Source organism: Pseudomonas sp. BS3767, from assembly GCF_900099665.1.
In the GTDB taxonomy this organism is placed as follows: Bacteria; Pseudomonadota; Gammaproteobacteria; order Pseudomonadales; family Pseudomonadaceae; genus Aquipseudomonas; species Aquipseudomonas cerasi.
Genome location: NZ_FNCX01000004.1, coordinates 120,805 through 139,527, shown reverse-complemented (window position 1 = coordinate 139,527; position 18,723 = coordinate 120,805). Strand labels below are relative to the sequence as shown.

The 18,723-nt window shown below is 58.5% G+C and carries 20 protein-coding genes and 1 other RNA gene; 10 read left to right on the top strand and 11 right to left on the bottom strand.

Annotated elements, in window-relative coordinates; translation table 11 throughout:
* Both BLR16_RS13660 and BLR16_RS13655 read left to right on the top strand, forming a co-directional pair.
* Positions 1 to 618 carry a GAD-like domain-containing protein gene (locus BLR16_RS13660; protein ID WP_057425626.1) on the top strand — a complete coding sequence of 206 codons (618 nt, stop codon included), beginning with the start codon at positions 1 to 3 and terminating at the stop codon, positions 616 to 618.
* 54 nt (positions 619 to 672) lie between these two features.
* Positions 673 to 1,290 (top strand): GAD-like domain-containing protein, encoded by a 618-nt coding sequence (locus BLR16_RS13655; protein ID WP_024661533.1) that lies wholly within the window; start codon positions 673 to 675, stop codon positions 1,288 to 1,290.
* A 120-nt stretch (positions 1,291 to 1,410) separates the two neighbouring features.
* On the opposite strand, the gene BLR16_RS13650 is transcribed toward BLR16_RS13655, so the two are convergent.
* A complete protein-coding gene (locus BLR16_RS13650; protein WP_074806617.1) occupies positions 1,411 to 2,637 on the bottom strand; it encodes an MFS transporter in 1,227 nt (408 codons plus the stop codon).
* 116 nt (positions 2,638 to 2,753) lie between these two features.
* On the opposite strand from BLR16_RS13650, the gene BLR16_RS13645 reads away from it, so the two are divergent.
* Positions 2,754 to 4,016, top strand: coding sequence for a lipase family protein (locus tag BLR16_RS13645; RefSeq protein ID WP_074806614.1), 1,263 nt, complete (start codon positions 2,754 to 2,756; stop codon positions 4,014 to 4,016).
* 299 nt (positions 4,017 to 4,315) lie between these two features.
* Here BLR16_RS13645 and BLR16_RS13635 read toward each other — a convergent pair whose 3' ends face one another.
* From BLR16_RS13635 to BLR16_RS13620, 4 genes are all read right to left on the bottom strand, one after another.
* The gene (locus tag BLR16_RS13635; RefSeq protein WP_058416521.1) at positions 4,316 to 5,098 is read right to left on the bottom strand and encodes a MetQ/NlpA family ABC transporter substrate-binding protein; all 783 of its coding nucleotides are present in this window, start codon (positions 5,096 to 5,098) and stop codon (positions 4,316 to 4,318) included.
* Between the two features lie 203 nt (positions 5,099 to 5,301).
* Positions 5,302 to 6,252 carry a sigma 54-interacting transcriptional regulator gene (locus BLR16_RS13630; protein WP_072365132.1) on the bottom strand — a complete coding sequence of 317 codons (951 nt, stop codon included), beginning with the start codon at positions 6,250 to 6,252 and terminating at the stop codon, positions 5,302 to 5,304.
* Between the two features lie 83 nt (positions 6,253 to 6,335).
* The gene (locus BLR16_RS13625) at positions 6,336 to 6,917 is read right to left on the bottom strand and encodes an alpha/beta hydrolase (protein ID WP_003365875.1); all 582 of its coding nucleotides are present in this window, start codon (positions 6,915 to 6,917) and stop codon (positions 6,336 to 6,338) included.
* A 213-nt stretch (positions 6,918 to 7,130) separates the two neighbouring features.
* A complete protein-coding gene (locus tag BLR16_RS13620; RefSeq protein WP_003365873.1) occupies positions 7,131 to 8,414 on the bottom strand; it encodes an MFS transporter in 1,284 nt (427 codons plus the stop codon).
* Between the two features lie 637 nt (positions 8,415 to 9,051).
* On the opposite strand from BLR16_RS13620, the gene BLR16_RS13615 reads away from it, so the two are divergent.
* The gene (locus tag BLR16_RS13615; protein WP_003365871.1) at positions 9,052 to 10,044 is read left to right on the top strand and encodes an AraC family transcriptional regulator; all 993 of its coding nucleotides are present in this window, start codon (positions 9,052 to 9,054) and stop codon (positions 10,042 to 10,044) included.
* 203 nt (positions 10,045 to 10,247) lie between these two features.
* Here the strand turns inward: BLR16_RS13615 and BLR16_RS13610 are convergent, their stop codons facing one another.
* The 4 genes from BLR16_RS13610 to BLR16_RS13595 form a co-directional block, all read right to left on the bottom strand.
* Entirely contained in the window at positions 10,248 to 11,477 is a 1,230-nt protein-coding gene (locus BLR16_RS13610) for a 2-octaprenyl-3-methyl-6-methoxy-1,4-benzoquinol hydroxylase (RefSeq protein WP_092194312.1), read from the bottom strand.
* 51 nt (positions 11,478 to 11,528) lie between these two features.
* Positions 11,529 to 12,716 (bottom strand): 2-octaprenyl-6-methoxyphenyl hydroxylase, encoded by a 1,188-nt coding sequence (gene ubiH / locus BLR16_RS13605; protein WP_003365867.1) that lies wholly within the window; start codon positions 12,714 to 12,716, stop codon positions 11,529 to 11,531.
* Complete coding sequence (gene pepP / locus BLR16_RS13600; protein ID WP_054081235.1) at positions 12,713 to 14,047, bottom strand: Xaa-Pro aminopeptidase; 1,335 nt, start codon at positions 14,045 to 14,047, stop codon at positions 12,713 to 12,715. The genes ubiH and pepP overlap by 4 nt, the downstream gene beginning before the upstream one ends.
* 74 nt (positions 14,048 to 14,121) lie before the next feature.
* Positions 14,122 to 14,676, bottom strand: coding sequence for a YecA/YgfB family protein (locus tag BLR16_RS13595; RefSeq protein ID WP_003432285.1), 555 nt, complete (start codon positions 14,674 to 14,676; stop codon positions 14,122 to 14,124).
* A 150-nt stretch (positions 14,677 to 14,826) separates the two neighbouring features.
* Here BLR16_RS13595 and BLR16_RS13590 point away from each other — a divergent pair, with 150 nt between their 5' ends.
* From BLR16_RS13590 to BLR16_RS13575, 4 genes are all read left to right on the top strand, one after another.
* Positions 14,827 to 15,036 carry a TIGR02449 family protein gene (locus BLR16_RS13590; RefSeq protein ID WP_002551573.1) on the top strand — a complete coding sequence of 70 codons (210 nt, stop codon included), beginning with the start codon at positions 14,827 to 14,829 and terminating at the stop codon, positions 15,034 to 15,036.
* Positions 15,033 to 15,362, top strand: a complete 330-nt coding sequence (locus BLR16_RS13585) for a cell division protein ZapA (RefSeq protein WP_003317331.1) — start codon at positions 15,033 to 15,035, stop codon at positions 15,360 to 15,362. The genes BLR16_RS13590 and BLR16_RS13585 overlap by 4 nt, the downstream gene beginning before the upstream one ends.
* Positions 15,363 to 15,392: 30 nt before the next feature.
* A non-coding RNA gene (gene ssrS / locus BLR16_RS13580) (6S RNA) lies at positions 15,393 to 15,571 on the top strand.
* A gap of 94 nt (positions 15,572 to 15,665) precedes the next feature.
* Positions 15,666 to 16,277: a 5-formyltetrahydrofolate cyclo-ligase gene (locus BLR16_RS13575; RefSeq protein ID WP_003365861.1), complete on the top strand. Its 612-nt coding sequence runs from the start codon at positions 15,666 to 15,668 to the stop codon at positions 16,275 to 16,277.
* Between the two features lie 45 nt (positions 16,278 to 16,322).
* Here BLR16_RS13575 and BLR16_RS13570 read toward each other — a convergent pair whose 3' ends face one another.
* Positions 16,323 to 16,475: a hypothetical protein gene (locus tag BLR16_RS13570; protein WP_003317333.1), complete on the bottom strand. Its 153-nt coding sequence runs from the start codon at positions 16,473 to 16,475 to the stop codon at positions 16,323 to 16,325.
* 194 nt (positions 16,476 to 16,669) lie between these two features.
* Between BLR16_RS13570 and BLR16_RS13565 the strand changes: the two genes are divergently transcribed.
* Positions 16,670 to 17,119 (top strand): EVE domain-containing protein, encoded by a 450-nt coding sequence (locus BLR16_RS13565; protein WP_003365859.1) that lies wholly within the window; start codon positions 16,670 to 16,672, stop codon positions 17,117 to 17,119.
* Between the two features lie 6 nt (positions 17,120 to 17,125).
* Here BLR16_RS13565 and BLR16_RS13560 read toward each other — a convergent pair whose 3' ends face one another.
* Positions 17,126 to 17,533 carry a flagellar basal body-associated protein FliL gene (locus BLR16_RS13560; protein ID WP_003365857.1) on the bottom strand — a complete coding sequence of 136 codons (408 nt, stop codon included), beginning with the start codon at positions 17,531 to 17,533 and terminating at the stop codon, positions 17,126 to 17,128.
* Positions 17,534 to 17,663: 130 nt separating this feature from the next.
* On the opposite strand from BLR16_RS13560, the gene BLR16_RS13555 reads away from it, so the two are divergent.
* Positions 17,664 to 18,647 carry an NADPH:quinone oxidoreductase family protein gene (locus BLR16_RS13555; protein ID WP_074806610.1) on the top strand — a complete coding sequence of 328 codons (984 nt, stop codon included), beginning with the start codon at positions 17,664 to 17,666 and terminating at the stop codon, positions 18,645 to 18,647.
* Positions 18,648 to 18,723: the final 76 nt, after the last annotated feature.

The window sequence follows — 18,723 nt, the reverse complement described above, 5'->3', positions numbered from 1 at the left end:
ATGGACGAGCACTATGCTTTTTTTCTCAAAAAGTTCGGCCCGGCGATGGAACGCCGTGAAGTACCCGCATCAAGCATTGCCAAGTATAAACACAGACTCCCTGATCAGCTACTTGATTACTGGGCTGATCACGGCTGGAGCGGGTATGCGGAGGGACTTTTCTGGACGGTAAACCCTCAAGATTATGAAGAAATACTTGACCAATGGCTTTCAGACACCAAATTCTGCAGCCAAGACAATTACCACGTTATAGCTCGAAGTGCGTTTGGAAAACTTTACGTATGGGGTGAGAAAAACGGATTTAGCTTAACTATAACCAGCTCTATGGCACGTTATGTAGAACGGGAATCCAAGTTTAAAGGCGACGCACTCGATTTGGGAATAAGAGCATTTTTCTCTACAAAAAGCCCGAAGACCAATGGTTTTGAAGAACTATTCCTCCCCGCTCTTGAAACTCTCGGCTTACTTAAAGCGGATGAAATGTACGGCTTCGTTCCTGCTCTTGCCCTGGGAGGACCGATGGAACTGAAAAACTTGAAAAAAGTGAAAACTATCGAGCACTTAACATTCCTGTCTCAGCTCTCGCCACTTCAGGACTGGGGGTTTCCAGATGTCTAAATCCGGAAACCAGAGATTACCCTTCTTCATGACGCTGTCAGTTCGGACTGCATGATGGACGAAGACTTTGCTTTCTTTCTAGAAAAATTTGGCCCTGCGATTGAGCGAGATGAAGTTCTGAAGTCAAGCATCATCAGATATAAAAACAAACTGCCTGACCAACTACTGACGTATTGGATAGATCATGGCTGGTGCGGATATGCAGATGGGATTTTCTGGACCGTGAACCCTCAAGATTATGAAGAAATACTTGAACACTGGCTTACTGACACAGATATCCATGGATTGGATAATTACCATGTTATCGCACGCAGCGCTTTCGGAAAGCTTTACGTATGGGGTGAAAGGAAAGGTAGCTGCTTGACTATTAACAGCTATGTAGCCAGATACACTCCTCGTACCTCTAAATTTACAGGCGAAAAACTCGATTTCGGAATAAAAGTTTTTTTCTCGTCAAAAAAACCTAATGAAAGCGACTTAGATGATCTATTCAAACCGGCTCTCGAAAAACTCGGGCCACTCAAAAGTGACGAAATGTACGGCTTCGTCCCAGCCCTGGCACTCGGCGGTCCGATGGAACTTAAAAATCTACAAAAAGTAAAAACCATCGAGCATCTAACTTTTCTGTCTCAACTCTCCCCACTTCAGGATTGGGGATTTCCCGATCTTTGAATACAGCAATGAAATCAATTCTTCACCGCGCTCTTAGCATTGCATCGTGGACAAGCACAATGCCTTTCCTCAAAAGCCCTGACTCTATCCAGATTCAGCGAAACGGACTCAGCTCCATTTTCATTTCCCGACCTCCCGATCAGCCTCAGCAATCGAGGTCGGGAATGGGCTGCGTGCCTTTGCAAACCACCACAGGGCACCCGTCCCGATAACGCTCGTCAGCATGGCCAAACTCAGGATGACCTGGCGAATGCCCAAAGGCGCTGCGAGCAGTGCCACCAGCAAACCCGCCAGAGGCTGCGACAGGTTGTTGAGCAACGTGATCACGCCCACCGTCTTGCCGAAGTCCTGAGGCGGTATCACCCGCTGCCGGAGGGTGCGCATGTAGACGTTGAACATCTTGTCGAAGCCGACGATCAACAGAAACCCCAGCGCATAGCCAATCAGGTTCGGGCTCAGGGCGCTGATAAATGCCCCGATCGCGATCATTGAATACCCGACACCGCCCAGCACCCGCAAAGGCAGCACCACACGGGCCAGGAAGAACAGGATCACGATAGTGGTCACTGCCCCCGCCGCCTGCAGCACTGCATAGTTATCCTTGCCTGCGCTGTACTCGCCGATGACCATGGCTGCCGAGGTCGCCAGCGTGACGCCGACAATCAGGTTGACCCCTACTGCCAGCGTGATGATCTTTTTCAACTCTGCCAGGCCACGGATATGCCCGAACGCAATCCGCAAGGGCTGCAGCCAGATGTCTTGATGCTGCTCGAACACTTCCAGCTTAAAACGGCCAAGACGTTGCCAAGCCAACATGCAGAGGTCTGCCAGCATGAATAGTCCGGCGGTCAACAGTACGACCCAGTACCAGGCCCACACCTCAAGTATCAGTGCCGCGACCAAGGGCCCGAGAACCAGCCCTGACTGGTCGGCGATCTGGGAATAGGACAACGTTTTGGTGTAGCTGTAGTGCTGAAAGATATGCGGCATGAGCACTTCGCGCGCCATGATGCCTTGCGTGGTCAGCACCCCGCACAATGCCGAGAGAACCACGAGCCATCCAATGCCACCAAAGAGTGCGTAGAACACCATCGCCAGCACGCAGAGCAATGCCCGGTAGACCTGGCTGATGTGCAGAATTCTGATAGGCGAATACTTGTCGCACAACGCGCCGCACAACGGAAACGCGAGAAACCTCGGTAACGATTCGACGAAAAACGCCAGCCCCGCCCATGAAGCGCTGTTGGTGGTCTGGAACACCACCAGCGGCACAATAAACAACAGGATCTGATCCGCCAGCCTGGACAGGAAAAGCGAGATGAAGAAAGCGAGGTAATCCTTGCGCATGAAGAACTCCGTTCAGTACTGGCAGCGCGTGCGTCAGTTATCATCGCTCAGGTCATAATCGGCTTGATACATCGATGCTGATGCGCTCTCTCCTGTCAGCTTGTGGAGAAATACCGATGAACTCATCGCCAAGGTATTCGGCCGTTCTGGCCACTCTGTTGATGGTCCTGCTCGCAGCTTGCAGCGCAGTGCCAGGCACTTCCATGAAAACTGTCGCCGTTGCCCAGTCAGACCCGGGCGAAGGCGGTGTTCCCGCATTTTACACATGGCCGGATAAAGTGCCGTCGACACCGGGCCAACTGCTGCGCTCGGAGCCGCTGACGGCCACGCAGAGCCTTGAGAGTGCCGGACAGAATGTCCGCATCCTGTACACCTCGACAGACGGGCTCAACAACCAGCCAGTCGCAGTGTCAGGAGCCTTGTTCATGCCCAAGGGTGAGCCGCCAAAGGGCGGATGGCCGCTGATGGCGTGGGCGCATGGCACGGTTGGTAGCGCGGACATCTGTGCGCCTTCCTTTGCCGGGCGCAGTGATCGCGACACGCGCTATCTGAATGAATGGCTCGGGCGTGGCTATGCGATTGTGGCTACTGATTACCAGGGTTTGGGCACGCCGGGGCTGCACCCGTTCGGGCTGAGCAGTCCGCTGGCGTATGGTGTGCTCGACAGCGTTCGTGCGGTTCAGAAGGCGGACTTCAATCTGTCTTCGCGGGTGGTTGTGTTCGGGCAGTCGCAAGGTGGCCGTGCCGCTTTCGCAACGGCCGTCTACCAGAAGACTTATGCGCCCGAATTGAACATTGTCGGAGTGGTTGCGACCGGGACGCCGTATCCGATGGCTCAATCGCATGAGAAACATGCCGGACCGGACACCTTCCGCGATCAGGTCAAGCCATCGCTGGCCTATAACCTGTTGCGACTGAGTACTGCCGCGCTGATCGACCCGTCGCTGCATCCTGCCGATTACCTGAGCGACCGCGCAAAGCTCGCGTTCGAAACCAGTCAGCGTGAATGCCTGCAAGCCATCGAGCGCAAGGTGGTCGCGGATGGACTGACATTCAACAACAGCTTCAAACGCTCACCCGATAAGGCACTTGATCAGGTCAATCGCCAATCGGACTACCCGACGTTAAAGTCGGACATTCCGGTTTTTATCGGTACGGGAGGCAAGGATGTCATTTCACCTGTTCGCAGCCAGATCGCGCTGGTGAAAGACGCGTGCAAGGTCGGCGACCGCATCGAGTGGCATTACTACCCGCAGCTGGATCACTCGGGAGCGGTGAATGGGTCTCTGCCGGACTCGACGCGCTTTGTCGAGAAAGCGTTTTCGGGGGAGTTTATGGCGGGGAATTGTGGGGCGACGCAGAGCGTCGCACGACAGTGAGATGATCGTTCCTCACGCTCCAGCGCAGGAATGCCTTGCGTGACGCTCCGCGTCACAGGTCTGCGCCGCGCCATATGCTCAAAAGAGGACGCAAAGCGTCCAGAACGGCATGCGACGCGGAGCGTCGCACGATAGTGATGTTATCGTTCCTCACGCTCCAGCGCAGGAATGCCTTGCGTGACGCTCTGCGTCACAGATCTGTGCCGCGCCACATGCTCAAAAGAGGACGCAAAGCGTCCAGAACGGCATGCGACGCGGAGCGTCGCACGATAGTTAGATTACGCACGACACTCAGAGGGTCAGAACGCAGGCAGTACCGCGCCGTCGTACTTCTTGTTGATGAAGTCTTTGACTTCCTGGCTGGTCAACGCTTTCGACAGCTTTTCGATGGCGTCGGTGTGAGCGTTGTCTTCGCGGGTGACGAGGAAGTTCACGTACGGCGAATCGGCACCTTCGATGATCAGCGCGTCTTTCTTCGGATTGAGCTTGGCTTCCAGCGCGTAGTTGGTGTTGATCAAGGCAAGGTCAACCTGCTTCAACGCACGTGGCAGTACAGCCGATTCGAGTTCGCGAAATTTGAATTTCTTCGGGTTGGTTGCGATGTCTTTCGGCGTGGACAGGGCGTTGGTCGGATCCTTCAGGGTGATGAGGCCACCTTTTTGCAACAGCAGCAGTGCGCGGCCTGCGTTGCTGCCTTCGTTTGGAATGGCGATGGTTGCGCCTTCAGGCAAATCAGCCAGCGTCTTGTACTTGCTGGAGTAGCCGCCGAACGGTTCGACGTGTACGCCCACGCCAGTCACCAGATTGGTGCCTTTGCCCTTATTGAAGCCATCCAGATAAGGCTTGGTTTGAAAATAGTTGGCATCCAGGCGCTTTTCGCTCAATTGAACGTTTGGCTGCACGTAGTCAGTGAAGACCTTGATTTCCAGGTCCACGCCTTCTTTGGCCAGGGTCGGCTTGATCAGCTCAAGGATTTCCGCGTGCGGTACTGGCGTCGCGCCGACGACCAGCTTTTCACCTGCGTGAGCCAGGCCAATGGAGAACACAGCCGCCAGAGCGGTCAGCAAAAACGTCTTTTTCATGCAATGTCCTTAACGAAAATCCGAGAGCGTCATCCAGAAATGACACCTTATTATTCAATGGTTTGTCACAGCTATCCGAACCCTGCGACATCACGCTGACATTACCGGTGTTTTATATTCCGATAAAATACTTTTTAATCGAGTGCTTATGCTTTTTTGCATCAGCATCTACTCTACCTCATCAGGACCGTGCTGGGGCGCGCTCAAGCAGGACGCCGCGCCAGCTCTGAGGTGACTGTTTCAAGCAGTTGCCTGAGCGCGGACAGCTGCCTGCGATCACCACCATCGAGCAATAGCTGCGTCTGGCGCTCGATCAGCGTGAACGGATCGGCGATGTCCGGCAGATTGATATCTTCAGCCCGAATTTCATCACCGCTGCTGACCAGCAAGGCAAAGTGAATGACGTTCTCCAGTTCACGGGTATTACCGGGCCAGCTGTGAGCCTCCAGCGTGCGCTGCGCATCCTCGCTGATCAATTGCACCGGCAGATTCAGACGCTGGCTGTAGATCCCGACAAAATATTCGGCCAGCGGCAGGATGTTGCCCGGCTGCTCGCGCAACGCCGGCAGTTCAAGACGCCCCTCGCTCAGGTAGTGATAAAGCCGCTCGTGGAATTTGCCGGCAGCCACGGCCTGCGCCAGATCGATACTGGTGGCTGCGACCAGACGCACATCGACCGGGCTCGGCTGCTGCGCACCCACTCGCGTGACTTCGTGATTCTCAAGCGCCGCGAGCAGCTTGACCTGAATCGGCAACGGCAGGTCGCCGATTTCATCCAGATACAAAGTGCCTCCGTTGGCCGAGCCAAACCAGCCTGCGCGGCTGCTGACCGTCCCACTGTGGGCTCCGGCGGCGTAGCCGAACAATTCGGCGTCGGCATAGGTCGGGCTGATCGCACCGCAGTTCACTGAAACGAACAAGCCCGAGCGATCACTGCCGCGATGAATATGCCGGGCCAGCAACTCCTTGCCGGTCCCGGACTCGCCACGGATCAGTACCGGTAGAGAACGGGGAGCCAGTTGCTCCATTTCTTCACGCAATCGGCGCGAGCGTGGGTCAATGAACACCAGCGCCTTGGCGCGAATGCTCAGTGGGCTTTTTTCCGCATCGGGAAAGGTCAGCAGCGGCTGGCCGAAGTTTTCGTGAAGGCTCATGACACACTCCCGCCTGAGCCCTTGCGATGGCTCAAGCGTTTAAAAAGACGGGACCCGGTGAGTCCGATAAACAGGCTGCCCGGTCATGCGCGACGACGCGCGTGTTGCTCCAGACGGTTTTGCAGGCGGTACAGGTAGGCGAACCCCTGCTCCCAGCGCTGATGACCGGACTTGACGTTGATATGCCCGGCCTGACTCAGAAACCCGACTTCTGCGCCCCAGTGACGGGCCATTTCCATGGCGCGCTGGGAGCTGACCGCAGGGTCGTTGTCAGAGCTGACAATCTGCGTCGGAAACGGCAACAGATCAGCAGGGATCGGCGCGAAATTACGCAACGCAGGCGGGCAATTCGGACGCTCGACGTCCGCCGGTGCCACCAGTAGCGCGCCCTGCACCTGACGCAAGGTTTCCAGCGGCGCGAGTTGAGCCCAATGCGCGACGGTGACGCAACCCAGGCTATGAGCGATCAGGATCACGGGGGTGTCGTGCGCGGCAATCGTGCGCTGCAACTCGCCGACCCAGTCTTCACGACGAGGCTTGAGCCAGTCGGCCTGTTCCACGCGTGTGCTGTTGGGCAGGCTGTTCTGCCAGTGGGTCTGCCAATGATCATCAGGAGACCCCTGCCAGCCTGGCACGATCAGATACCGGATCGACTCGTTATGCATGGATTCGCCTCCTGCATGTATGCGTTCATGAGACGAGTATAGGGATGGAAGTTATATTCGCTAAGGAATAAGAAGCTATTTGTTAATTCCCAAAACGAATATCAGCCAATAGACAAAAAAAGAGGCCACTCCCTGCCTTCGAGGAACGGCCTCTAATAAAAATCACTTTCAGGGCAAAGACTATCCGTACTTCGTTACAGGATTACGACGGCCTCAGGTTGCAGGCACAGTACGCGGGCCCTGCTCGCCCGCAGGCAGCGGTACCGGCTCGTCGTACTGCGGGACTTCACGGGCAACGTTCCACACCACGATCGCAGCGACGATGTCGAAGATTGCCAGCACCACGAACAGCGGGCTGTAGCCGATTTTGGTGACCAGCACGCCGAACACCATGGTGAACGCCGCCGCCCCGAAAAAGCCGAACATTCCGCCCATCCCGGTCGCTGTGGCCACCTCGTTCTTGCCGAATGAATCCGAGGTGATCGAATACAGCGCGCCCGACAGGGTCTGGTGGGCAAAACCGCCGATGCACAGCAAGGCAATGGCGGTGTAGGGGCTTTCGACCAGCCCGATGCACGCCGGCCCGATCATGCAGGAGCAGCCGAACAGCATGACCATCTTGCGCGAGGTGAACAGCGACACCTTGCAGTACTTGTGGAACAGCGGGCTGAGGTAGCCGCCCAGTACGCAGCCAATGTCAGCCGCCAGAAACGGCAGCCAGGCGAACATCGCGACTTCCTTGATGTTCATGTGGCGTTCGGTCATCAGGTACAGCGGGATCCACGCATTGAAGGTCTGCCAGGCAGGCTCAGAGAGGATTCGCGCCGAAGCAATCGCGTAGAAATTACGGTTTTTGAACAGTCGCTTCCAACTGCCTTTCCGGGCAGGTGCATCCTTCAGACGCGCTTCCTGGCCGCTGAGGATGTAGTCGCGTTCGGCATCGCCCAGACGCTTCTGATCGCGCGGATGCTTGTACAACAGCAGCCACAGGCCGCTCCACACAATGCCCAGACCGCCAACAATCAGGAACGCCAGCTCCCAGCCACTCTGCAGAATGGCCCAGACCACCAGCGGGGGTGCAAGCAATGCGCCGAACGACGAGCCAATGTTGAACCAGCCGATGGCGACCGAGCGCTCTTTGGCTGGAAACCATTCGGTGGTCGCCTTGACGCCTGCCGGCAGCCCCGCGGCTTCGGTCAGGCCGAGCATGCCGCGGAAGATCGCCAGACTCTGCCAGCCGGTTGCGAATGCGGCGGCAGCGCAGGCGGCAGACCAGGCGATGGCGAAAATCGCAAAGCCCATCTTGGTGCCGATCGCGTCGATGATGTAGCCCGCAACGGGCTGCATGATGGCATAGCACAATTGCCAGGCGACCACGATGTGCGCGTACTGCTCGGTGGAGATGCTCAGCTCGCTCATGAGCGTCGGTGCTGCGACAGACAGCGTATTGCGTGCCAGGTAGTTGACGACCAGGCCGGCCGTGACCAGCCCCACCATCCACCACCGAATGCCTTTTATCTTCATCTCTTCACCCTGTTTATTTTTAGATTGGCGATGAGCGTCCCGCGGCCAAGGCCGTGAGGCGGCTGGTTTTATGTAACTTCAGGTTACGGTTTCTTCAGAAGACTTTTAGGCGCTTTCTGCCGACGATCATGCGTAAAAACGGATTTTTCGCACGAGGAGCATGCCTTTATGGCCTGAGAATTCAGACTGATCATGAGGTTGTTACTCTTTGAATTATTTTTGTGGTTGTAATTTTATTCGAGTCTTATGTTGTCGTACAACATGGAGAACTTATAGTCATTTGCCATTCCAGTGTCAAATGACAGAAACGCTCTGACCTTCATCAGCATGGGCTGGCGACGTGTTGAGAAGGGAAGGAGCGTTTTCGCGTTATACGACGACTGCGCAATTGGCGACTGCTGATAGCTCGTTTGGGCCTATGGGGCACTGCTCAGCGATTAGAGCGCGAACTATTTTCTGTGTGACGGCAAGAAACGCGTCCTGGCACTTGCACAACTGTCACAAATGCTCTCATTCTTGGTGACGGCGTCAGGCAATGGAGTTGCCCGGTGGTGCCTTGTCGGCACCGGCCTGCTGCCGAAGTCACTTTATGCCAGGAAGAGGCGTCCGCATGCCTGAGCCAAGCAGTCTCGCCAGCTGGACCCCCGCTCTGCGCAAGCAGCTCATTGCCTTGGGTATGGACAGCGATGCGTTGTGCCGAAGCGCGGGTATTGACCTGAACAGGCTGAGTGAACCCGATGCGCAATTCTCGCCGGATGTCACCGCCGCGCTCTGGCAACGCGCAGTGCAAGCCAGCCTTGACCCAGCCCTGGGTTTGCGTGTTTCACGCTTTGTCAGCCCGACGGCGTTTCATGCGCTGGGCTACACGCTTGTCGCCAGCGGCTCGTTGCGCGAGGTTTTCGAGCGCATCGTACGTTACCGCTCGATGGCCGAGGACTCTCTGGAGCTGGATTTCAGAACAGTCGGCGAGCGTTATGAATTCCGCTTCGGTACGCCGCCATCCTGTCAGTCACCGGTTCATGAGCTGCTGGATGCATTTGCCGCCATTTACGTACGCACCTGCCGCAATCGGCTAGGCCGGGGCTATGCGCCGCTCGCCGTGCACCTGCAACGTCCGGCACCCGAGGATCCGCAGCCCTGGCACGACCTGTTTCGTTCACCGGTCACGTTTGCGGCGCAGGAGAACCTGCTGGAGTTTGGCGGTGATCAATTCGACAGCCATCTGGATGACGGGCCGGTACAGCTGAACGGCCAGGAATCCCAAGGAGATCCGTTACCGTCACTGATCTGGGAACAGCGCGTACGCTCGGCCATCGAAACCCTGCTGCCGGACGGCGAGCCCACCGCCCAAAGCATCGCCGAAGCCCTGCACCTGAGCACGCGCAGCCTGCAGCGCCATCTGGCCGACGAGGGCTGCTGCTATGACCTGCTGCTCAATCAATGCCGCCAGAACCTGGCGCTGCTGCACATGAACGATCAGCAAAGCTCGCTGAGCGAAATCGCCTACCTGCTGGGCTTTTCCGACACCGACTGCCTGAGCCGCGCCTTCAAACGCTGGACCGGACTGACGCCAGAACAGTACCGCAGCGGCGTGGTGCGTTGAGCATTGTCAGGGACACACCATCGTGCCCATGCTGCGCGTCCACTCTTGATCAAGCGGCGCAGCGCAGATCCATGATGCAGAGCGTCACGACAGGCATTCACACGCTGGAGCGTGAGGAACGATAGGTGTCTGGGGGATCGCGAGCGTAACGTGCCCGGAAGAACACCATCGTACCCATGCTCCGAGCAGGTATGTATTGGCTTCTAGTGTGCTTCGATCCGCGCCAGCTCGGGCAGGTCCCCCGACAACCCCAGCGCCTCGCGCACGAACAGCGATTTGGCTTCGGGCATGCGGTTGACCATTTTCAGGCCGGTATTGCGCAACCAGCGCAAGGGCAGCGGGTCGGCCTGGAACAGGCGTTCGAAGCCTTCCATCGCGGCCATCAGCGCGAGGTTGTGCGGCATGCGGCGGCGCTCGTAACGGCCCAGCACACGCAGGTCAGACCAGCGCTCGCCACGCTTTGCAGAATGGGTCAGTACTTCCGCCAGCACTGCGGCGTCGAGGAAACCGAGGTTCACGCCCTGCCCGGCCAGCGGGTGAATGGTGTGTGCCGCATCGCCAATCAACGCCAATCCGCTGGCAACGTAACGCTTGGCGTGACGCTGACGCAGCGGCACGCACAGGCGGCTATCGGCAGACAGCACCTGGCCCAGTCGCCCTTCGAATGCCTGCTCCAGTTCGCGGCAGAACAGGTCATCCTCCAGCACCATCAGGCGCTCGGCTTCGGCAGGTGTGACTGACCAGACGATGGAGCACCAGTGCTCGTCCTCGCGTTCCAGCGGCAGAAAGGCCAGCGGCCCGTCATCGGTGAAACGCTGCCAGGCGGTTTTTCTGTGGGGATCGGCGGTACGCACACTGGTGACGATGGCGTGATGCAGGTAATCCCATTCACGCGTCGGCGTTTCGGTCAGGCGGCGCACAGCGGAATTCGCACCGTCGGCGGCCACCACCAGCGGTGCGCGCAGCTGACGACCATCGGCCAGGGTCAGCAGCCAGTCATCGCCGGAGTGACGCATCTGTTCAAGCCGCGCATTGGCCAGCAGACCGATGTCGCTGGCATGCAGGCGGTCGAGCAGCGCGTCCTGCACCACACGATTTTCGATGATATGGCCCAGCACGTCGGCATGCACGCTGGAGGCCGAGAAGTGAATATGCCCGGTGCCGCTGCCGTCCCAGACGTGCATATGCGCATACGGGCTGATGCGCCGGGCTACGATGCCTTCCCACACACCCAGACGCTGAAGGATTCGCTGGCTGGCCGCCGACAGGGCGCTGACCCGCGGCTCGAAGCCCGACTGTTGATCAAATGGCTCGACGCTCAGCGGTCCACCGTCGACCACCAGCACATCAAGGCCGCTGCCCTGCAATGCCAAGGCAAGGGCACTGCCGACCATTCCGGCTCCGACAATCAGCACATCTGCGCGCGTTTCCATGGTCAAACCGTTCTCGCTTGCGGCCGAAGCCCTGTGTTTAAAGTGTGTGATTCACACATCGGATCGAGTCCCCAACCCCATGGCCTGGCGGGCAAACCAGCGCTTGGCGGCGGGCAGCAGGTCGAGGCCGAGCAACCCGACGTTACGCCCGGTGGCAACCGCCGACCGGGAGCTGCCGAACAGGCGTGTCACCTTGTCGGAGAAGCCCACGGTCAATTGCTGATCCTGACGCTGACGCTCACGGTAGAGCTGCAGAGTCGACAACTCACCGGGCGGCGCGGCGCTGTCCAGCAGCGTCCCGGCCAGTGCATCGGCGTCACGCAAGGACAGATTGAACCCCTGCCCGGCGACCGGATGCAGGCTGTGCGCCGCATTACCCAGAATCACCAGATGCGAACGCACCTGCTCTTCGGCCTCGATCAGCGCCAGGGGGTAGACATGCCGTGCACCGACCTGACGCAGCGTGCCCAGGCGATAGCCAAACACGCCCTGCAGCTCTTCCAGAAAACTGCGGTCGTCCAGCTCGGCCAGGCGCTGGGTATCGTTGCCCGGACGCGTCCAGACCAGCGCACAGCGGTTTTCCGGCAATGGCAGCAGCGCCATCGGCCCGTCCTCGGTGAAACGTTCGAACGCCTGCCCGCAGTGAGCTTCGCTCGGCGTGATATTGGCAATCAGCGCATGCTGATCGTAGGGCCGTTGCCGCACCCCGATACCCAGCTGCTCGCGCAGACTGGAGCGGCCGCCGTCGGCCAGCACCGCCAGGTCACAGTCCAGCTCGCTGTCGTCACTCAGGCTCAGGCGATAACCGTCGGCCAATGGCTGCATGTGTTTGACCTCGGCCGGCACACGCCAACTGACCACATCACGATCCAGCCCGGCCCACAGAGCCTGACCGAGCCAGGCGTTTTCGACTACGTAGCCGAGCGCCGGAACGCCCTCTTCAATCGCAGACAGGCGAGTGGCGCCGAAGCGACCACGGTCCGACACCTGGATTTGCAGGATCGGCTCGGCGCGTCGGGAAATCTGCTGCCAGAGGCCAAGCCGTTCATAGATGCGTCGCGAGCCGAACGACAGTGCCGAAGAACGCGCATCGTAACTGGGCTGCCAGGCCTCACCCGGCGCGAAGGGTTCGATGAGCACGATTTTCCAGCCGCGCGCCTTGGCACCAGCCTGCAGCGACAACGCAAGGCTTGCACCGACCAGCCCGCCGCCGACGATGGCGATATTGAAGCGGCTCATGCGACCTGTTCCTGTGCAGCCGCCATCAGCGCCTCGATCTCGGCGACGGTCTTGGGCACGCCGCCGGACAGAATTTCACACCCCTGCCTGGTCACAACCACGTCATCCTCGATTCGCACACCAATACCTCGCCATTTCTTCGCGACTTCCAGGTTGTCGGGGGATATGTAAATCCCGGGTTCAACGGTCAGCGTCATGCCGACCTCCAGTACGCGCCACTCGCCGCCGACCTTGTATTCGCCTACGTCGTGCACATCCATGCCCAGCCAGTGCCCGGCACGGTGCATGTAAAACATTTTGTAGGCTTCGCTTTCGATCAGCTCGCCAACGTCGCCGCGCAGCAGGCCCAGTTCGACCAGCCCGGCGGTAATGACCTTGACCGTCGCCTCGTGTGCCTGGTTCCAGTGCTTGTCGGGGCCGATGGCCTCGAAGGCCGCATGCTGGGCCTTGAGCACCACCTCGTAAATGGCTTTCTGCTCGGGGGAAAACCTGCCGCTCACCGGAAAGGTACGGGTGATGTCGCTGGCATAGCAGTCGATTTCGCAGCCGGCGTCGATCAACACCAGATCACCGTCCCTGAGCACCGCGTCGTTCTGCTGATAATGCAGGATGCAACCGTTGCGCCCCGAGGCAACGATCGAGCCGTAGGCAGGCATCTTCGAACCGCCCTTGCGAAACTCGTAGTCCAGTTCGGCTTCCAGGCTGAACTCGTGCAGCCCGGCGCGGCAGGCCTGCATCGCACGCACGTGAGCCCGCGCCGAAATATCTGCCGCGCAACGCATGACTTTGATTTCCGCAGCGGACTTGTACAGGCGCATGTCGTGCAGCAGATGGTCCAGCGCCACGAACTCCTTGGGCGGCTCGGCACCGAGGTGCGCTTTGGAGCGAATCACGTTGATCCAGTCCATCAGGTGCCGGTCGAATTCGGGATTGCTGCCCATCGCCGAATACACCCGATCCCGGCCTTCGATCAGGCCGGGCAGGATTTCATCGATGTCATTGATGGGAAACGCATCGTCTGCACCGTACTCACGGATCGCGCCTTCCTGGCCTGCGCGCAGACCTTCCCACAACTCGCGCTCGGGATTGCGCTCGCGGCAGAACAAGACGTACTCGCCGTATTCACGACCGGGGATCAGCACCACCACCGCTTCCGGCTCGGGAAAGCCGCTCAGGTACTGAAAGTCACTGTCCTGCCGGTAGACGTGCTCGACGTCACGATTGCGAATGGCAACCGCAGCGGCCGGCAGGATGGCAATGCTGTCCGGCTCCATCTGAGCCATCAGAGCCTTGCGGCGGCGGGCGTATTCGGACTTAGGGATCTGAATCATGGGCAGCAGCGTCCTGATGGAGTCCACCGGCTCGCGCTATGGCACGCGCAGGCCGGTGTCGCAGTGATCGGCTATCAGTGCAGTGAAGGCTTGGGTTGCGGCGCGGACGGCTCGTTGAATTCAGTGAACAGCAGCAGCGGCGCTACGCGCATGTACTCCATGACTTCCATGTAGTCGGTTTCGCCGTCTTCGGACTCTTCCAGCGCGTCCTGAACCTGCGCAATCGCCGCCAGATCCTCAAGAACGGCCTTGGCCTCTGTACCCAGCGGCTTGTCACCGATGTTCAGACCGAAGCCTGTCAAAAATCCCTGACACCATTGGCCCAGCGCAGCAGCGCGCTCGGTCAGTGGTTCGTCGTCGCCCGGCAGCAACAGCACAACGGTCATGTCGTCGCCGGTGAGCTCGCCCTTGACCATCTCTTGCAGACCGATGAGCGCCTGACGGATATTGTCTTGCGGCTCGGTTTCCAGCAGTTGCGACGCGTCGGCGAACCAGCCTTCGTTGTCGAAACCGGCAGCTGCGCAACTGCGCCCCAGCAACAGGCCATGCAGCTCGGCAGGAGATACCTGGTGACCGCCACTGTTGAGCAGAGTGGCGAACGCTTTGTACGGAGAATTCTGAATGGGCATGGGTAGCTAGTCGCCAAACGGCGCAATGTCTAGAATGAAGGCCTTGTATCCTAGACTATCCGCGCGACAAGATCACCCGGACGGTGGTTCGAGCTTGAGCACAAGCATCGCTCCCCCTGCCATTCATCAGAAAGTATTCAGTGGAAAACAATGGAAGACACCGACCTGCAAGCGCTGATGAAACGTGTGGAGCTGCTCCTGAAGTATGCCGAGCAACTTAAAGGCCAAAACGCACTCTTATTAGCTCAGGAAAAGACCTGGCGCGAGGAACGTGCCCAACTGATTGAAAAAAACGAAATCGCCCGGCAGAAGGTCGAGTCAATGATTTCGCGCCTTAAAGCCCTGGAGCAAGACTCATGAGCAATGGCAACAGCGTTACCGTTCAGATCCTGGACAAGGAATATTCGATCATCTGCCCTCAGGAAGAGCGCACCAACCTGGTCAGCGCCGCCCGCTACCTGGATGGCAAGATGCGTGAAATCCGCAGCAGCGGTAAAGTCATCGGCGCCGATCGCATCGCCGTGATGGCCGCTCTCAACATCACTCACGATCTGCTGCACAAGGAACATCTGCCTGACGTACAGACCAGCGGTTCAACCCGCGAACAGGTCCGCGATCTGCTCGACAAGGTCGATCTGGTGCTGGCGACAGACACGCCCGGCACACCGGATTCAACTCGGGGCTGATTATTGCGGGGCATTTCTGTATACTCGCGCTGCTCCCTGGAGTGCTTGCCAGTCGGTCATGTCCCTGAGCCGATACGCACAACCACGGGGGTTGCACGTTGGGGTTGGTGTGCATGTCCGCTCGACGGAAAGCCTTAAAACCTCCTGCAATCTCCACCTTGAACTTTCGGGTTCAAGGGCTAAACCGACAGCGGTTCGTCGGGGAGTCCATATTCGGTCAGTTGCCAGCCCCGTTGTCTGGCAACGACGACCCCGCTCAAGCTTCAACCTCCTTTCCGGATCAGCCTGCATGACCTCCTGCTCATGATCAGCGCCCAGTCACTTACACGTCCGCAATTGCGCCGCCAGCTACGCAAGGCACGCAAAGCCTTGAGCCGCAGCCAGCAACGCGAAGCCGCACGGGATATTTACCGTCAACTGGCGCAGCACCCACTGTTTCGACGTGCCCGACATGTTTCGCTGTACCTGCCGATGGATGGTGAGATCGACCCGCGGCTGTTGCTGCGCGAAGCCCAGCGCCGCGGCAAGGCAACCTATCTGCCGGTGCTCAACGCATGGCCGCGCACCCGCATGGTTTTTCAGCGCGTGCGTCCCGGCGAGACATTCATCCCCAACCGTTTCCGCATCCCCGAGCCGCGCATTGACCGGGCAAAACAGCGCACTATATGGGCGCTCGACCTGATTCTGATGCCGCTGGTAGGTTTCGATGACGAAGGCGGTCGCCTCGGCATGGGCGGAGGTTTCTACGACCGCAGCCTGGCGTACCTGGCGCGCAGAAAGACCTGGCGCAAACCGGTGTTACTGGGACTGGCTCACGAGTGTCAGAAAGTGGATCGACTGGCGCAGGCCAGTTGGGATGTACCGCTGCAAGGCACGGTATCGGATAAAGGCTGGTATGTGACGCAGACACTCTGATCGTTCAGCCAACAGGGCAATCAACGATCAGAGTACAAGCAGGGCTCAATGCCTGCCGGGGACTTTTTGCTGCTGCTGAGTGATCTCGACTGGAGCGTCATCCTTGGTGGACCACAAGCTCTGTGCATAACCGGTTGTCACGACACCCAAGCCAAACAAAATAACCAGAATCCAGAGTAAATCAGGCTTGCGTTTCATTGACTGCCCTCCTTAGGCAAATCAATACGATGTCAGCATCGGTTTTTGTATAGGCCGTGCAGCAGCGTGGAACTTTAAAGGGCGGCATTTTGCGGTAACGTGAACCAGTACGCAAATAGTGGCGCGAACCGATTGTCGGTTTGTCATCAAGCCATTCGAAATACCGTGAACTTTTTGTCTGTGGAGTGAGCACAATGGCCTATTGGCTGATGAAGTCCGAGCCTGATGAATTCTCGATCAGCGACCTGCAACGACTGGGCAACGCTCGCTGGGACGGGGTGCGCAACTATCAGGCGCGTAATTTTCTGAGAGCCATGACCGAGGGCGACGCGTTCTTTTTCTACCACTCCAGTTGCCCGGAGCCGGGAATCGCCGGCATCGCCAAAATCGCCAGGTCAGCCTATCCGGACCCCACCGCACTGGACCCCGAGAGCCACTATCACGACGCCAAGGCCACAGAGGAAAAGAATCCGTGGAGTGCCATCGACGTCGAGTTCGTGGAGAACTTCAAGCGCGTGCTGGGGCTGGGCTATCTCAAGCAACAAAGCCAGCTGGAGCAACTGCCTCTGGTACAGAAAGGCAGCCGGCTCTCGGTGATGCCGGTCACCGCCGAGCAATGGGCGGCGATACTGGCACTGCGCTGACGGACGTTATTGAACGATGAAGTTATTGAACAGCAGGTCTTCGACAATCGGCTTGCCTTCTTCATCGTTCATAACGCGCTGAACCTGCTTGAGTGCCTCCTGACGAATGTTTTCCTTCGCTTCGGCGCTGCTCATGGAATCAACGGTCTGCTGAGTGAACAGCGAAACCAGTTGATTGCGGATCAGTGCATCATTGCGCTTCACGGCGGCCTCGGCGTCGGCACCGGTCACACGCAAGGAAATGTCAGCCTTGTAGACACGCAGCTTGGGGCCGCCATCGAGCGCGTAGTTACCCACGAACGGAGGCGTCAGCGAGACATAAGCCGCCTTGGGCGCACCACCTTCTTCCTTGGCTTCCTCTTGCGCCATGACAGGCAATGACAAGGCCAGCAACATCAGAATCCACGCTTTCACAGTTCACTCCTTAATACGGTTTGCCACGTAGCTTACAGCTTATGTGTGCTTATCAGGCAGGGCCATGCTTGTTGACCCGGGAACCCGCTTAACTGACTTTATCGGCCATTACCGGAAAAGGAATAGCCCGATGAAAGCCCTGTTATGCAAAGCCTTCGGTCCTGCCAGCACACTGGTGCTCGAAGACGTCCCCGGCCCCGCGATCAAAAAGAACGAAATTCTGCTTGAAGTGCGCGCCGCCGGGGTCAACTTTCCCGACACCTTGATTATCGAGGGCAAATACCAGTTCAAGCCCCCCTTCCCGTTCTCACCGGGTGGTGAGGCCGCAGGCGTGATAGCCGCCGTCGGGGAAAACGTCAGCCACCTGAAACCCGGAGACCGTGTCATGGCGCTCACCGGCTGGGGCAGCTTTGCCGAACAGGTCGCCGTTCCCCACTACAACGTACTGCCGATTCCGCAGGGCATGGACTTCACCACGGCGGCCGCATTCAGCATGACCTACGGCACCTCCATGCACGCGCTCAAACAACGCGCCAACCTGCAAGCGGGAGAAACCCTGCTGGTGCTCGGCGCATCCGGCGGCGTCGGCCTGGCCGCCGTGGAAATTGGCAAAGCCCTCGGCGCCCGCGTCATCGCCGCCGCCAGTAGCGCGGAAAAACTTGAAGTCGCCAAAAACGCAGGCGCAGACGAACTGATCAATTACAGCGAAACCAGCCTCAAGGACGAAGTAAAACGTCTCACCAACGGCAACGGCGCCGACGTGATCTACGACCCGGTCGGCGGCGACCTTTTCGACCAGGCCATCCGCGCCATCGCCTGGAACGGTCGCCTGCTGGTCGTCGGCTTCGCCAGCGGCCGCATTCCGGAACTGCCCGTCAACCTGACCCTGCTCAAGGGCGCCTCGGTGGTCGGCGTGTTCTGGGGCTCGTTTGCGCAGCGACAACCGCAGGACAATGCGGCGAACTTCAAGCAGCTGTTTGCGTGGTTTGAAGAAGGGAAATTGAAGCCGCTGGTGTCGACGGTTTATCCGCTGGAAAGGGCTGGGGAGGCGATTGATTTGTTGGGGGGGCGCAGGGCTGTGGGGAAGGTGGTGGTGTTGGTTGGCAAAGCCTGAAACTCACGCAAATACACGCGAGATTCCCTGACATGGGGATGCGATCCAAGCGAAGCTTCGCTTGCTCGCGAAGGCG

Bases quoted from the DNA above. Each gene is read 5' to 3' on its own strand.
- BLR16_RS13565 (WP_003365859.1), top strand. From the start codon at position 16,670: ATGGCCTATTGGCTGATGAAGTCCGAGCCTGATGAATTCTCGATCAGC.
- BLR16_RS13660 (WP_057425626.1), top strand. From the start codon at position 1: ATGGACGAGCACTATGCTTTTTTTCTCAAAAAGTTCGGCCCGGCGATG.
- BLR16_RS13615 (WP_003365871.1), top strand. From the start codon at position 9,052: ATGCCTGAGCCAAGCAGTCTCGCCAGCTGGACCCCCGCTCTGCGCAAG.
- BLR16_RS13585 (WP_003317331.1), top strand. From the start codon at position 15,033: ATGAGCAATGGCAACAGCGTTACCGTTCAGATCCTGGACAAGGAATAT.
- BLR16_RS13570 (WP_003317333.1), bottom strand. From the start codon at position 16,475: ATGAAACGCAAGCCTGATTTACTCTGGATTCTGGTTATTTTGTTTGGC.
- BLR16_RS13610 (WP_092194312.1), bottom strand. From the start codon at position 11,477: ATGGAAACGCGCGCAGATGTGCTGATTGTCGGAGCCGGAATGGTCGGC.
- BLR16_RS13630 (WP_072365132.1), bottom strand. From the start codon at position 6,252: ATGAGCCTTCACGAAAACTTCGGCCAGCCGCTGCTGACCTTTCCCGAT.
- BLR16_RS13595 (WP_003432285.1), bottom strand. From the start codon at position 14,676: ATGCCCATTCAGAATTCTCCGTACAAAGCGTTCGCCACTCTGCTCAAC.
- BLR16_RS13555 (WP_074806610.1), top strand. From the start codon at position 17,664: ATGAAAGCCCTGTTATGCAAAGCCTTCGGTCCTGCCAGCACACTGGTG.
- BLR16_RS13620 (WP_003365873.1), bottom strand. From the start codon at position 8,414: ATGGTGGGGCTGGTCACGGCCGGCCTGGTCGTCAACTACCTGGCACGC.
- ubiH (WP_003365867.1), bottom strand. From the start codon at position 12,716: ATGAGCCGCTTCAATATCGCCATCGTCGGCGGCGGGCTGGTCGGTGCA.
- BLR16_RS13590 (WP_002551573.1), top strand. From the start codon at position 14,827: ATGGAAGACACCGACCTGCAAGCGCTGATGAAACGTGTGGAGCTGCTC.
- BLR16_RS13575 (WP_003365861.1), top strand. From the start codon at position 15,666: ATGATCAGCGCCCAGTCACTTACACGTCCGCAATTGCGCCGCCAGCTA.
- BLR16_RS13635 (WP_058416521.1), bottom strand. From the start codon at position 5,098: ATGAAAAAGACGTTTTTGCTGACCGCTCTGGCGGCTGTGTTCTCCATT.
- BLR16_RS13650 (WP_074806617.1), bottom strand. From the start codon at position 2,637: ATGCGCAAGGATTACCTCGCTTTCTTCATCTCGCTTTTCCTGTCCAGG.
- BLR16_RS13625 (WP_003365875.1), bottom strand. From the start codon at position 6,917: ATGCATAACGAGTCGATCCGGTATCTGATCGTGCCAGGCTGGCAGGGG.
- BLR16_RS13645 (WP_074806614.1), top strand. From the start codon at position 2,754: ATGAACTCATCGCCAAGGTATTCGGCCGTTCTGGCCACTCTGTTGATG.
- pepP (WP_054081235.1), bottom strand. From the start codon at position 14,047: ATGATTCAGATCCCTAAGTCCGAATACGCCCGCCGCCGCAAGGCTCTG.
- BLR16_RS13655 (WP_024661533.1), top strand. From the start codon at position 673: ATGGACGAAGACTTTGCTTTCTTTCTAGAAAAATTTGGCCCTGCGATT.